This is a genomic window from Moraxella sp. K127, assembly GCF_015223095.1.
In the GTDB taxonomy this organism is placed as follows: Bacteria; Pseudomonadota; Gammaproteobacteria; order Pseudomonadales; family Moraxellaceae; genus Moraxella.
In genome coordinates this window covers 1-13661 of the sequence record NZ_JADFBZ010000002.1, presented here as the reverse complement: position 1 = coordinate 13661, position 13661 = coordinate 1, and the positions used below count along the sequence as shown (strand labels likewise).

Annotated in this window: 11 protein-coding genes; all 11 read left to right on the top strand. The window is 48.2% G+C overall.

Annotated elements, in window-relative coordinates:
• The first annotated feature begins 96 nt into the window (after window positions 1-96).
• The 11 genes from nuoE (at window position 97) to IM753_RS00545 (ending at window position 13623) form a co-directional block, all read left to right on the top strand.
• A complete protein-coding gene (gene nuoE, locus IM753_RS00595) occupies window positions 97-606 on the top strand; it encodes an NADH-quinone oxidoreductase subunit NuoE (RefSeq protein ID WP_194108403.1) in 510 nt (169 codons plus the stop codon).
• Window positions 603-2021 (top strand): NADH-quinone oxidoreductase subunit NuoF, encoded by a 1419-nt coding sequence (nuoF, locus tag IM753_RS00590; protein ID WP_194108402.1) that lies wholly within the window; start codon window positions 603-605, stop codon window positions 2019-2021. The genes nuoE and nuoF overlap by 4 nt, the downstream gene beginning before the upstream one ends.
• A gap of 1 nt (window position 2022) precedes the next feature.
• Window positions 2023-5121, top strand: coding sequence for an NADH-quinone oxidoreductase subunit NuoG (gene nuoG / locus IM753_RS00585; protein WP_194108401.1), 3099 nt, complete (start codon window positions 2023-2025; stop codon window positions 5119-5121).
• A complete protein-coding gene (nuoH, locus tag IM753_RS00580) occupies window positions 5122-6150 on the top strand; it encodes an NADH-quinone oxidoreductase subunit NuoH (protein ID WP_194108400.1) in 1029 nt (342 codons plus the stop codon).
• Window positions 6151-6699, top strand: coding sequence for an NADH-quinone oxidoreductase subunit NuoI (gene nuoI / locus IM753_RS00575; RefSeq protein WP_029102048.1), 549 nt, complete (start codon window positions 6151-6153; stop codon window positions 6697-6699).
• Window positions 6696-7328, top strand: a complete 633-nt coding sequence (gene nuoJ / locus IM753_RS00570) for an NADH-quinone oxidoreductase subunit J (RefSeq protein ID WP_194108399.1) — start codon at window positions 6696-6698, stop codon at window positions 7326-7328. Before nuoI ends, nuoJ begins: the two co-directional genes overlap by 4 nt.
• Before the next feature lie 55 nt (window positions 7329-7383).
• Window positions 7384-7689 (top strand): NADH-quinone oxidoreductase subunit NuoK, encoded by a 306-nt coding sequence (gene nuoK, locus IM753_RS00565; RefSeq protein WP_227713032.1) that lies wholly within the window; start codon window positions 7384-7386, stop codon window positions 7687-7689.
• A gap of 6 nt (window positions 7690-7695) precedes the next feature.
• On the top strand, window positions 7696-9549 hold the full coding sequence (nuoL, locus tag IM753_RS00560) for an NADH-quinone oxidoreductase subunit L (protein ID WP_194108397.1): 1854 nt from the start codon (window positions 7696-7698) through the stop codon (window positions 9547-9549).
• A 1-nt stretch (window position 9550) separates the two neighbouring features.
• A complete protein-coding gene (nuoM, locus tag IM753_RS00555) occupies window positions 9551-11227 on the top strand; it encodes an NADH-quinone oxidoreductase subunit M (RefSeq protein WP_194108396.1) in 1677 nt (558 codons plus the stop codon).
• The gene (locus tag IM753_RS00550; protein ID WP_194108395.1) at window positions 11227-12738 is read left to right on the top strand and encodes an NADH-quinone oxidoreductase subunit N; all 1512 of its coding nucleotides are present in this window, start codon (window positions 11227-11229) and stop codon (window positions 12736-12738) included. Before nuoM ends, IM753_RS00550 begins: the two co-directional genes overlap by 1 nt.
• 84 nt (window positions 12739-12822) lie before the next feature.
• Complete coding sequence (locus tag IM753_RS00545; RefSeq protein WP_194108394.1) at window positions 12823-13623, top strand: ferredoxin--NADP reductase; 801 nt, start codon at window positions 12823-12825, stop codon at window positions 13621-13623.
• Window positions 13624-13661 lie beyond the last annotated feature (38 nt).

Here is a 13661-nt window from a genome sequence, read left to right as displayed (position 1 = left end):
AAACCAACCATTTGTTAAACTGATAAAATTAAGTTAGTTTTATCAATTTAATAAATAAAACCAAAACCGCAAGCTGACGCTAGCACAGGTAACTTTATGAAAATAGTAACCGACAAAACCCCCAAAGTGGACATTCACGCCATTTTAACGCCCCAAGAAATTGACGGCATTCATCATCACATTCATCACTACCCACAACCTAGGGCGGCGGTGCTTGATGCCCTAAAGCTCGTCCAAAAACGTAACGGCTGGGTGGACGATGCCCAAGTCCATGCCATAGCCCATATGCTGTCCATGCCTGTGGCGGACGTGGAGGGCGTGGCGACATTTTTTAACCGCATTTATCGTATGCCGGTGGGTCGCCATGTGATTTTGATTTGTGATTCTATCGCTTGCTATCTAAACGGCTATGAGGCATTGGCGGACGCTTTTAAACGTGAGCTTGGCATTGATTATGGGCAAACCACACAAGACGGTCGTTTTACCCTACTGCCCATTTGCTGTCTTGGCAACTGCGACAAGGGGGCGAGCGTGCTGATTGATGAGGATACTTATGGACCTGTGTTGCCGTCTGAGGTCGGTCTATTGTTGGAGCAATACGCATGAATAAACCAAATGTCGCCGAGCAAATCCACGCTCGTAAAAACGGACTTGCCCCAAGCCAACTAAATCGCCAAAAAACGCCAATCTGGGGCGTGGGATTGGCGGACGGTCAAGCACCGACTTCGCTCACACACCCCTTGACATGGCGACTGTATCATCATGATGCCCTGCTGACATTGGCGGATTATGAAGCCTTGGACGGCTTTGTTGGGCTAAAAAACGCCCTAGCCAAAGACCCAAGAGAAGTGGGCGAGATGATAAAAACCGCCAACGTGCGTGGGCGTGGCGGTGCAGGCTTTAACGCAGGGCTAAAATGGACGTTTATGACTCCGCCTGACGGTGGCGTGCGGTATTTGATTTGTAATGCTGATGAAATGGAACCTGGGACGTTCAAAGACCGCTTGCTTATGGAGCGGATTCCGTTTCAGCTCATTGAGGGTATGCTCATTACTGCTTATGCCATTGGGGCGAGCGTGGGCTATATCTTTATCCGTGGCGAATATATCCTAGCCGCCGAACGCTTACAAAACGCCATTAACGAATGTATCGCCAATAACTTGCTAGGCGAGGGTATTTTGGGGACGGAGTTTAACTTTGAATTGCACGTCCACACAGGGGCAGGGCGGTATATCTGTGGCGAGGAGACGGCTCTTATCAACTGCTTGGAGGGTCGCCGTGCCAACCCACGCACCAAACCGCCATTTCCCCAAGTCTCAGGGGCGTGGGGTCGCCCAACGGTGGTGAATAATGTTGAGACATTAAACAACATGCCTGCCATTTTGCTAAATGGGGTGGATTGGTATTTGGATTTGCCAAAAGCCAAGGGCAAATCCACCACCCCTGGCACCAAAATCATGGGCGTGTCAGGGCGTGTCAAAGATGCAGGGCTTTGGGAGTTGCCTTTTGGTCATACCGCAAGGGAGTTAATAGAGCTGGCAGGTGGCATGCAAGAGGGGCTTAGCTTAAAGGCATGGCTACCGGGCGGTGCGAGTACCGATTTTTTGACCGCAAGTGATGAGCATTTGGATTTGGTGATGGACTTTGACCCCATCATGAAAGCGGGCAGTCGTTTGGGTACTTGCTTGATGATGGTGGTGGACGAAAGCCAAGACATGGTGAGTTTGTCAAAAAATCTACAACAGTTTTTTCAGCGTGAAAGTTGTGGCTGGTGTACCCCTTGCCGTGATGGCTTACCGTGGGGCGTTAAAATCCTTGATGCCATGGATAACGGACAAGCCCAAGCGGACGACATTGACAAACTCTCCGAGCTGACACGAGATTTGTGGATTGGCAAAACCTTTTGCGCTCATGCCCCAGGGGCGATGGAGCCACTCATGAGTGCGTTAAAATATTTCCGTCATGAATTTGAACAAAAAGTGAACAACTCAAAACCACAACAAAATAAGGTGGGGGTGTAACATGGCAGTCATTCATATAGATGGCAAAACTTATGATGTGGACGGCTCGGACAATCTACTCTCAGCCTGCCTGTCGCTTGGCATTGATGTGCCTTATTTTTGTTATCACCCAGCCCTAGGTTCGGTCGGTTCTTGTCGTCAGTGTGCCGTCAAACAGTATAATAACGCCGAGGATTATCAAGCAGGCAAAGGGCGGTTGGTGATGAGCTGTATGGTTGCCCCCAGTGATGACATGTACATCTCTGTTGATGATGATGAAGCCAAGGCATTTCGCAAAAGCATTGTGGAATACTTGATGACCAATCACCCCCATGACTGCCCCACTTGTGAAGAGGGTGGTCATTGTCATTTGCAAGACATGACTTATATGTCAGGTCATCATCGTCGCCGTTACCGCTTTACCAAACGCACTCACCACAATCAAGAGCTTGGGCCTTTTATCGCTCATGAAATGAACCGCTGTATCGCCTGCTATCGCTGTGTGCGTTTTTATCAAGATTATGCAGGTGGTGATGATTTGGGCGTGTATGCGTCTAATAACCGTGTTTATTTTGGTCGCCCAGAAGATGGGCAGTTTGACAGTGAGTTTAGTGGTAATTTAACCGAAGTTTGCCCCACAGGGGTGTTTACGGATAAAACCCATTCTGAGCGTTACAATCGTAAATGGGACATGCAATATGCCCCAAGCATTTGCCATGGCTGTTCGGCAGGCTGTAATATTTCAGCAGGCGAGCGTTATGGCGAGCTTCGGCGTATTGAAAACCGCTATAATCACGATGTTAATGGCTACTTTTTATGCGACCGTGGGCGTTTTGGTTATGGCTATGTTAACCGAGAGGACAGGCCTGTCCATCCTCTTAAAAATGTGAATGGACAATTTGTCAAGACCAGTGCAGAGCTTGCTGTGGATGGCGTGGCGGACTTGCTAAAAGGTAAAAATGTGATTGGCATTGGGTCAGCCAGAGCCAGTTTGGAGAGTAATTTTGCCCTAAAAAGACTGGTTGGAGCAAACAATTTTAGCACAGGCGAGCGAGCGGCCGTTAAAGATGTGGTGGAATTGGGTGTGGCATTATTACGCCATGAAGCGGTGCATCAGGCATCATTGGCACAGATTGAGACGGCAGATGGCGTGTTTATTTTGGGGGAGGACATTACCCAAACGGCAAGCCGTGTTGCCTTGTCAGTACGCCAAGCGGCTAAGAATAAAGCCCGCCAAATGGCAAGTGCCCTAAAAACCGAGCATTGGCTTGCTGAACCTGTTAAGCGTATCGGACAAAGTGCGTACAGTCCGATTTATGTGGCGTGTGTGGCAGATACTAAGCTGTCCGACATCGCCAAAGTGTCCGCTGTTGCCACACCAGATGACATCGCCAAATTGGGCTTTATGGTGGGCGATGTCATCAAGGCTTATGCTGATACGCTAGATGAGATTGGCAAAAGTGAGAACGCCATTTTTGCCAAAGAAAAACAGACGGATTTGGTGATTGATGATGACATGGCGATGCAATTTTTGGCACATCATATCGCTTATGATTTGATTATGGCAAATCGTCCGCTTGTTGTTACAGGCACAAGTTTGACATCAAAAGCAATCGTTCAGGCCGCAGGCTACATTGCCCAAACCTTGACCGCCAAGCGTGCCAAAATCGCTCATTTGGAGCGTGAATTTATAGAAGTGCAAAACGCCAAAATCCGTGATGAGGTCGCCCGTCAGTTCATTGACCCTGATAAAAATGCCAAAACGGACGGTACGCACACCACAGAGCGAGACCCAAATGACTTTGAAAAAGAGCTGTCATCTCGCCTATTAAAGACAAATACTCTGTATGCTGATAAAACAGGCGTGTATGTTGCCATGCCAGAGGCCAATAGCGTGGGTGTGAATTTGTTGGGTGGGCAGGCGATGGAGGAGGTTTTGGCGCAAGCGTTTGAGGCGGTGGTCGTGTTAGAACATGATTTGTCAAATCTGACCCCAAGCCAATTTGACAAATTAACACAAAAAACACTCATCGTACTAGACCATCAGTCTTATGAATGGCATGATAAAGCTGATTTTGTGTTATCAAGTGCATCATTTGCTGAAAGTGATGGCACGCTTGTCTCTGCTGAGGGGCGAGCAGGGCGGTTTTTTGCAAGCTATGATAAAAAATATTATGAACCAACCAGCGAGCTAAAAGACAGTTGGCGTTGGCTACATGCTCTTGACAATGCCATGACAAACAAGATGGGTGAGTTTATCTGGCGTCATCTTGATGATGTCATTGATGAGCTGATTGTAGAGTATCCACACCTTGCCCAAATCAAAGATGTCGCCCCAGAGTCAGATTATCGCATTACAGGGCTAAAAGTTGCCCGTGAGCCACGCCGTTATTCGGGGCGGACGGTGTTACGCTCGCCCATTTCTATCCACGAACCCATGCAACCTAAGGACTTAGACAGTGGTTTGACCTTTTCAATGGAGGGTTATGTGGGCGATAAGACCAATCCAAGCCTCATCCCTTTTGCGTGGTCAGCAGGCTGGAACTCCCCACAAGCATGGAATAAATACCAAAATAAAGTCGGTGGGCGATTAAAAGGTGGCGATGTGGGCATTCGTCTGTTTGAGACACTGCCAAAGACGCAAATGGTGTTTGGGCGTGTTGATATTGATAATGTGAATGTTGCTACAAGCATTTTTGATGGTCGTGCGGTCGTTGTGCCTGTGCATAATCTATTTGCAAGCTCACGCATGATAAGCCGTAGCCCTGTGGTAGCAAGCCAAATCAAGCCCGCCATATGGATGATAAACCATGATGATGCAGAGCGTTGGATGGTTAAGGCGGGCGATAAATTAACCCTAAGCCAGCATGGGGCAGAGATTACCCTGCCTGTGGACGTGGTGGACTATGTGGCGGACGGCTGTATCGGCTATCCTGACGGGCTTGTGCCGTTTATGGTTGGTGTGCCGACAACCGTCAAAAAGGCGGAAACCGACACGCCTGCCTATGTGCCTGAATATCAAAAAAGCGTGGCAAATCTGGCTAATATCAAGCGTGAAAATATCTTTACGCCAAAAGCTGGGTTTAATAACGCACCGTTAGCAATGCAAGTGGGGGCATAAATGAGTATTCGTGTGATTCCTGATGTGCCGTCATGGCTTGGCGGTTTGTCCTTTGAGTGGTGGTCGCTTATTTTTATGACCGCCCAGACCTTGATTATCTTTTTGGGGCTTGTCATCACGGCAGCACTCATGATTGTCTATGAACGGCGTATGCTTGCCCTGTGGCAAGACCGCTATGGCCCAAACCGTGTGGGCTGGCAAGGGTCGCTACAACTGGTGGCGGATATGCTAAAAATCTTTTTTAAAGAAGACTGGACACCCAATTTTGCCGACAAACGCCTATTTACGCTCGCCCCTGCCATTGCCATGTTTACCGCGTTGGCAAGTTTTGCCATTATTCCGCTATCGCCCACGCTTGGGGCGGCAGATTGGAACATTGGCATTTTGTTCTTTTTTGCCATGGCAGGGCTTGCTGTATATGCCGTCATGTTTGGCGGTTGGGCAAGTGCCAATAAGTTCTCGCTCTTAGGCGGACTGCGTTCGGCAGCTCAGACGATTAGCTATGAAGTGTTTTTGGGCTTATCGCTCATGGGCGTGGTGGCTATGGCAGGCTCGTTTAATTTGCGTGAGATTGTAGAAGCCCAAACAACCGTCTGGAACGTCATTCCGCAGTTTTTGGGCTTTTTGACCTTTGTGGTGGCAGGGGTTGCCGTTACGCACCGACACCCCTTTGACCAACCCGAAGCCGAGCAAGAGCTTGCCGAGGGGTATCATGTGGAATACTCGGGCATGAAATTTGGTATGTTCTTTATTGGCGAGTATGTCAATGTCGTGGTAATTAGTGCCTTGATGACCTGCTTGTTTTTTGGTGGGTGGCTTGCTCCTTTTAACCTAGACATACCCTTTGTTCCGCCTGTGTTTTGGTTTTTGATTAAGACCTTGTTTTTTATGACCTTATTTGTGCTGGCTCGTGGCTCGCTCATGCGTCCACGTTATGACCAAGTGATGAATTTTGGTTGGAAAGTGTGTTTGCCTGTAACCTTGCTAAACCTTTTGGCGACTGCTTTTGTGATTTTGATGGTGAATTAAATGTTTGCAACTTTAAAAAATACGGCGGTGGGCATTTTTACCATAGTACGCTCTATGTGGATGGTAAATTCTCATGCCTTGCGTCCACGAGACACGATTTTGTACCCCGAACAGCCTGTGCCTGTACCGCCCCGTTTTCGTGGTCGCATTGTGCTGACCCGAGACCCTGACGGCGATGAACGCTGTGTGGCGTGCAACCTATGTGCGGTGGCGTGTCCTGTGGGCTGTATTAGCCTACAAAAGGCGGAGCGTGAAGACGGTCGTTGGTATCCTGAATTTTTTCGTATCAATTTTAGCCGTTGCGTGTTTTGTGGTATGTGCGAAGAAGCCTGTCCGACTACTGCCATTCAGCTGACCCCTGATTTTGAATTGGGCGAATACAACCGCCAAAATCTGGTCTATGAAAAAGAGCATTTGCTCATTAGTGGCGTGGGTAAATACCCAGAGTATAACTATTATAGAGTAACAGGCATGGCAACGGATGATAAGCCCAAAGGGTCGCACGAGCGTGAAGCAGAGCCTGTCAATGTACGGAGTTTGTTGCCATGATTGATGTGTTAAAAGGGTTTTTGGCAAATGGCGATGCGGTGGGCTTTTATGCCTTGTCGCTGGTGGCGATTTGGGCAAGCCTAAGGGTGGTTACGCACGCCAATCCCGTCCATGCCATTTTGTCCATGATAGTAAGCCTACTTGCGGTGGCGGGGATTTTCTTTATCATTGGAGCCCCATTTGCAGGCGTGCTTGAAATGATTGTCTATGCTGGGGCGATTTTGGTGCTGTTTGTGTTTGTCATTATGATGTTAAATCTTGGCACGGACACCACAGAAGAAAAGACGTGGCTGACTGCCAATGCGTGGGCGATGCCTGTGTGTCTTATGATGATTGTTGGGGCGGTGCTGATTGGTTTTATTGGCTATGGTACAGACCAATCCATACAGCTACAAAGCGATACCATCTCTGCCAAAGATGTGGGTGTACGCTTATTTACAGGGTATGTGTTGCTTGTGGAGGTGGCGGCATTTTTGCTTTTGGGGGCATTGGTTGCGGCATATCATTTGGGTAAAAAAGCACTTGATGATGAAAACATCAGCCACAGCCAAACATGCCCTGACATCGTCTCTAATACATGGGCGAATCAAGACAAAGAGCAACAGGAGAGAGCCAATGCAAAATTATAATGTGGATACACTAAATGTCCCCTTTGCTCATGAAGTCGTCAAAGTGGCGTCCGATATGGGCGTGCCTGCTCATCATGGGCTGATATTGGCGGCGATTTTGTTTGTCATTGGCTTGGTTGGGGTCATGGCAAGACGCAATGTGTTGTTTATGCTCATGAGCCTTGAGATTATGATGAACTCAGCCGCCCTTGCCTTTGTGGTGGGGGGTAATATGTGGGGCAAGGCAGACGGGCAGATTATGTTTATTTTTGTCTTGACGCTGGCAGCAGCAGAAGCGGCGATAGGGCTTGCCATACTCTTGCAGTTTTATCATCGCTTTAGAGGCCTTGATATCAATCATGCCAGTGAATTAAAGGGGTAGGACGGTATGAATTTGTTAGCATTGACCTTTATTTTCCCCTTGATTGGCTTTTTGATATTAGCCACAGGGCGAGATAGAATTTCAGAAAAACTTGCCACAATGATTGGCGTTGGGGCAATGGGACTGTCAGCGATATGTGCCTTTGTTAGTATTTTTGGCTTTTTGGCACAGGGGCAACAGGCGGTGTCTGTGCCACTTTGGACATGGCTGTCCGTGGGCGACTTTGCCCCCAAGTTTGGGCTGTATCTTGACGGTTTGTCTGTTACCATGCTTGGCGTGATTACAGGCGTGGGCTTTTTGATTCATCTGTTTGCCAGTTGGTACATGAAAGGCGAGACAGGATTTGCCCGTTTTTTTAGTTATCTAAATCTGTTTGTGGCAAGTATGTTACTGCTTGTGCTTGCCGACAACCTATTGCTGATGTATCTGGGCTGGGAAGGTGTGGGTATCTGCTCTTATTTGCTTATCGGTTTTTATTATCACAACCGAGCCAATGGACGGGCGGCTATCAAGGCATTTACCGTAACCCGTGTGGGCGATGTGTTTTTGGCAATTGGGCTGTTTTTGTTGTTTGTGGTGTTTGGCACGCTTGACATGACCGCCATCAATGCCAAAGCAGACACCATGTTCGCTGTCAATGACCCCATGCTCATGCTTATTGTGGCGATGCTTATCGGTGGGGCGTTTGGCAAATCGGCTCAAATTCCTTTGCATACTTGGCTTGCCGATGCCATGGCGGGCCCGACACCTGTGTCGGCTCTGATTCACGCTGCCACCATGGTAACGGCAGGGGTGTATCTGATTGCTCGTATGCACCCGCTGTTTGTGCTGACCCCTGAAATGCTCCTATATTGGGTGGGGGGTATCGGTGCGTTGTCCATGCTTGTGGCGAGCTTTTGTGCGTTGGCACAGACCGACATCAAGCGTGTGCTTGCTTACTCTACCATGAGCCAGCTTGGTTATATGTTCATCGCTTTGGGCGTGGGGGCGTGGCAAGTGGCGATTTTTCACTTGATGACGCACGCATTTTTTAAAGCGTTGTTATTCCTAGCCAGTGGGGCGGTGATTATTTCCACTCATCATGAGCAAAATATCTTTAAGATGGGCGGTCTGCGTAAAAAAATCCCCCTTGTGTTTTGGTCGTTTGTCGTTGGTGGTGGGGCGTTGGTTGCCTTGCCCTTTATCACGGTTGGCTTTTATTCAAAAGAAGCGATTTTGTGGGAGACTTATGCCACAGGACATATGAGTCTGTTTTGGGCAGGCGTGTTTGGGGCGTTTTTGACGGCTGTTTATACTTTCCGTTTGATTTATCTTGTGTTCTTTGGAGAGCAAAAAACGCATGGTGAGCCTTTAAAAGGAATAAGTTACGCCTTGCCTTTGATGGTGCTACTTGTGCTATCGACAGGGATTGGGGCGTGGATTCACCCGCCTTTGGCAAATGTCCTGCCAGCGAGCGTGGGTAGCACCCTAACAGACGGCAAGCATACTGCTGAGATTATCGCGGTGGGCGTAACCGCACTTGGCTTGGCGATGGCGTACTTTTTGTATGTGCTTGACAAGGGTAAGATTTTGACAAAATGGACAAATTCTGCCTTTGGTGGGGCGTGTACTTATTGGTGCTATCACGGGCTGGGCTTTGATGCTCTTTATGATATTGTATTTGTTAAGCCGTTTTTGGCAATTTGCAAATTCCTAAAAAAAGACCCTGTGGACAAGCTGTGGCATATCCTGCCCTTTGGGGTCAAACTTGGCAACAAGCTGTTGGTAAAAACCCAAACAGGGCGACTTGGCACGCACGCTGTGAGCTTTGGCGTGGGGCTTGCTGTGGTACTAATCTTGGCAATGATGATGGTGGTATAAGATGATAGAGCAAACATGGCTTTTGCCAAGTCTAATTGCAATCCCGTTGATTGCAGGATTTTTGTGTTGGTTATTTGAAAAAAAGGACGCACGACTGCCCAGATGGGTGGCACTTATTGGCATGACATTGACCTTTGTGCTGTCGCTCGTGCTGTATGCCAAAGGCGACTTTGGGGTGTTAAATGCCAGCACCGACAGCAGTCTGCCTTGGGCGGCAACCTTTGAAGTGCCTTGGATACCTGCCTTTGGTATCAAATTCGCCTTGGCGATGGACGGCTTGTCTTTACTCATGATTGTCTTGACGGCATTTTTGGGTATCATGGCGGTGGGCTGTTCGTGGGGCGAGATTAAGCACCGTGTGGGATTTTTTCACCTAAACCTACTGTGGTCGTTGGGCGGTGTCATCGGTGTCTTTTTGGCGATTGATTTGTTTTTGTTTTTCTTTTTTTGGGAAATGATGCTGCTGCCCATCTACTTTTTGATTGCCCTATGGGGGCATGATGTGCGTGATACTAATGGCAATATCATCAAGCCAAAATCGGCTGCCGCCACCAAGTTTTTTATTTATACCCAAGCGTCTGGGCTTATCATGTTCATTGGTATCAGTATGCTTGTGCTTATCAATTTTGCCCAAAAAGGCGTGCTAAGTTTTCATTATGAAGACCTGCTTGGTACGTATCTTGGCAAATATGAATACCTGATTATGCTGTGCTTTTTTGTGGGCTTTGCGGTCAAATTGCCTGTTTTTCCATTACACGGCTGGCTACCTGATGCCCACGCCCAAGCCCCAACGGCAGGTTCGGTGGACTTGGCAGGGATTTTGATTAAGACGGCGGCGTTTGGTTTGCTTCGCTTTGTGATTCCGCTTTTTCCAAATGCGTCTGCCGAGTTTGCTCCCATTGCCATCACGCTTGGCATGATTGGGGTGTTTTATGGGGCGTTTTTGGCGTTTGCCCAGACCGACATCAAACGCCTGCTTGCCTATACGTCTGTGTCGCACATGGGCTTTGTCGTGCTTGCCATCTATGCTGGCACGTTGGTGTCGTTGCAGGGCTTGATGGTGCAAATGCTCGCTCACGGCTTATCGAGTGCGGCACTCTTTATTATGGCAGGGCAAGTGTACGAACGCTTGCACACTCGTGATATGACGGTCATGGGTGGTATGTGGGGTCAGTTTCGCTATCTTGCTCCGTTTATGATGTTCTTTTGTGCCGCCCTTTTGGGTATCCCTGGTACGGGCAACTTCATTGGCGAGATTTTGATTTTGATGGGGTCGTTCAAGGCGTATCCTGTCATCAGCGTGCTATTGACCGTGAGTTTTGTGTGGGCGGGGCTTTATGCACTTATTTTGATTCACAAGGCGTTGTTTGGCGACAACACCACGCCCCATCTGCACGCCTTATACAAGGCAAAAGACGACACCGCCAAGCCTTTGCGTGATTTGGGCAGGCGAGAGCTGTCTTTGCTTGGTGTGCTTGTGGTAGGGCTTGTTTGGCTTGGGCTGTATCCACAACCCGTCCTAAACAAATCCGAGCAAGCAATGAGCTATATCAGCACCAAAATGCCCGATAGATATTCGGACGTGGATACCGCCATTGCAGGGCTAAAAGGCAATCAAAAGCCCATCTCGCCAGAAATTGTGCCGCAAGTCATTGAAATTAACCAAGGGGGCAACTAATGAGTGTATCTATTGAGTTTTCGTCTTTGCTCCCGTTGCTCCCTGCCATGATATTGGGCGTGGCGGTGCTTGTGGTCATGCTTACTATCGCCATCAAACGCTCACACAGTCTGATTGTTGGCTTGACTGCCCTTGGACTAAATGGGGCGTTGGCGGTGCTACTGTTGCAGTTTTTTGAAAAATTGCCCACTCATGTCAATCGGGGCGATGTCATGGGGCTGTTTTTGGTGGACGGCTTTGCCTTGTTTAATAGCCTTATCATCATCGTTTCGGCTTTGGCGTGTGTTACGTTATCGTATCGCTATTTTCAAAGTTTTAATAACAACAAAGAAGAGCTGTATCTGCTTCTTTTGACAAGTACGCTTGGGGCGGTTTTGATGACATCGGCTCATCATTTTGCTTCTTTCTTTGTGTCATTGGAGCTTTTGTCTGTGCCTATGTATGGTATGCTAAGTTTTGCTTACCTAAAACAAAAGTCCTTAGAATCGGGGCTAAAATACCTGATTTTATCGGCCACTGCTTCGGCGACTTTACTCATGGGTATGGCACTGATTTTTGCAGCAACAGGTGAGCTTGGCTTTACCCATCTTGGAGAGGCTTTGATGGCAGGTTTTGGGATACTGCCTTTGTTTGTGGTTGGGGCGGTCATGATGGTGGCAGCGGTTGCTTTTAAGTTATCGCTTGCGCCATTTCATGCGTGGGCAGGCGATGTCTATCAAGGTTCTCCTGCCCCTGTTACGGCATTTTTGGCAAGCGTGGGCAAGGTGGCGGTGGTTGCCCTTACCGTGCGTTTTTTGCTGACGAGTGCAACTCCTGCCATATCAGCTATTGATGCGATATTGGTTGCCATTGTTGGGGTGTCTATCATGGCAGGGAACTTGCTTGCTCTGACTCAAACCAACCTAAAACGCCTGCTTGCGTTCTCATCTGTGGCACATATGGGTTATGTGCTGATTCCTCTCATCGCCACAGGGGCAACGGCAGATGCTGACAGTGTAATCAGTATGTATATGCTTATCTATGCCTTATCCTCTGTTGGGGCATTTGGGGTGATTGTGCTGATGACAGGAGCGTACGGTGAAACCGACCGCAATAGAGCAACCCAAGAGATAGAAGATGAAGCGGACAGCATGGCGGTTTATCAAGGGTTGTTTTGGCGAAGACCTGTGCTGACAGCGGTTTTGACGGTGATGATTCTGTCCATGGCAGGCATGCCACTTACCGCAGGATTTATCACCAAAATGCAGGTGCTGTTCGCTGCCATTCAAGGTGGGCGATTTGGACTTGCCTTTATGGTGATTTTGGGCAGTGCCATCGGACTTTATTATTATCTAAAAGTGCTGCTTATCATGTTCAAACGCCCAATGACCATCGTGCCTTTTGATGTACCCAATGATTGGCGTGTTAAGGCAGGGGGGCTTGTACTGATTCTTATCACGGCATTTATTTTTGTGATGGGGATTTTGCCAAACACGCTCTTTAAAATGGCAAGTTTGGCAATTTTGGGGTAAATAAAAACAAGCACTTAGTTGGGTGCTTGTTTTTTTGTGGCGATGGTTTACAATAGCATGGATAAATTTAAAAAGAGAAAAACCATGTCCGACCAACACGCCACCCCCATTACCGTACTTTCCAAGACCGTCTGGTCACCCACGCTGTTTAGCTTTACCACAACACGCCCAGATGGATTTCGTTTTGATGCAGGGCAATTTGCCCGTTTGGGCATCAACCCCAGCGAGCTTGCCAATGCCAAAAACGCCCCCGATGAGCGGATTTTTCGTGCTTATTCGGTAGCGTCAAGCCCCTATGATGAGCAGTTGGAATTTTTCTCGGTGGTCGTGCCTGACGGGGCGTTTACCAGTCAATTACAGCATTTGACGGTGGGCGATACGCTCTATCTTAACCCCGAGCCGTTTGGTTTTTTAACCCTTGCTCGCTACCAAGAACCTGCCCCAAAGGATTTGTGGCTACTGGCAACAGGCACGGGACTTGCTCCATTTTTATCCATGCTTGGCGATTTGACCACTTGGCAAAATTACAGCGACATCGTACTGGTGTACAGTGCCAGAACGCAAGCAGAACTTGCCTATCTTGATAAAATTCATGAATTAAATCAGCAGTTTAGCGAACTGACCGACAACCCAGCTAAACTCCATTTTGTGCCGATTATCACTCGTGAAAAAGTGGAAAACTGCCTAAATGCTCGCATTCCTGCTTTGATAGACAGTGGCGAACTTGAAAACTTTGTCGGTTTAAACTTAAATCCTGCCACTTCTCATGTCATGCTCTGTGGCAATCCGCAGATGGTGGACGACACCAAAGAAAGTTTAAAAAACAAAGGTTTAGCGATGAACCGTAGAGGCGTGGGTAATATTGCAGTGGAGAATTATTGGTAGGCAATAAAAAACAGGGTGGTAAAAACAGGGCGGTAGTA

What these genes read in the sequence shown, in the direction of transcription:
- nuoG (WP_194108401.1), top strand. Translation starts at nt 2,023, where the DNA reads ATGGCAGTCATTCATATAGATGGCAAAACTTATGATGTGGACGGCTCG.
- nuoL (WP_194108397.1), top strand. Translation starts at nt 7,696, where the DNA reads ATGAATTTGTTAGCATTGACCTTTATTTTCCCCTTGATTGGCTTTTTG.
- nuoH (WP_194108400.1), top strand. Translation starts at nt 5,122, where the DNA reads ATGAGTATTCGTGTGATTCCTGATGTGCCGTCATGGCTTGGCGGTTTG.
- nuoF (WP_194108402.1), top strand. Translation starts at nt 603, where the DNA reads ATGAATAAACCAAATGTCGCCGAGCAAATCCACGCTCGTAAAAACGGA.
- nuoK (WP_227713032.1), top strand. Translation starts at nt 7,384, where the DNA reads ATGGGCGTGCCTGCTCATCATGGGCTGATATTGGCGGCGATTTTGTTT.
- nuoI (WP_029102048.1), top strand. Translation starts at nt 6,151, where the DNA reads ATGTTTGCAACTTTAAAAAATACGGCGGTGGGCATTTTTACCATAGTA.
- nuoM (WP_194108396.1), top strand. Translation starts at nt 9,551, where the DNA reads ATGATAGAGCAAACATGGCTTTTGCCAAGTCTAATTGCAATCCCGTTG.
- nuoJ (WP_194108399.1), top strand. Translation starts at nt 6,696, where the DNA reads ATGATTGATGTGTTAAAAGGGTTTTTGGCAAATGGCGATGCGGTGGGC.
- IM753_RS00550 (WP_194108395.1), top strand. Translation starts at nt 11,227, where the DNA reads ATGAGTGTATCTATTGAGTTTTCGTCTTTGCTCCCGTTGCTCCCTGCC.
- nuoE (WP_194108403.1), top strand. Translation starts at nt 97, where the DNA reads ATGAAAATAGTAACCGACAAAACCCCCAAAGTGGACATTCACGCCATT.
- IM753_RS00545 (WP_194108394.1), top strand. Translation starts at nt 12,823, where the DNA reads ATGTCCGACCAACACGCCACCCCCATTACCGTACTTTCCAAGACCGTC.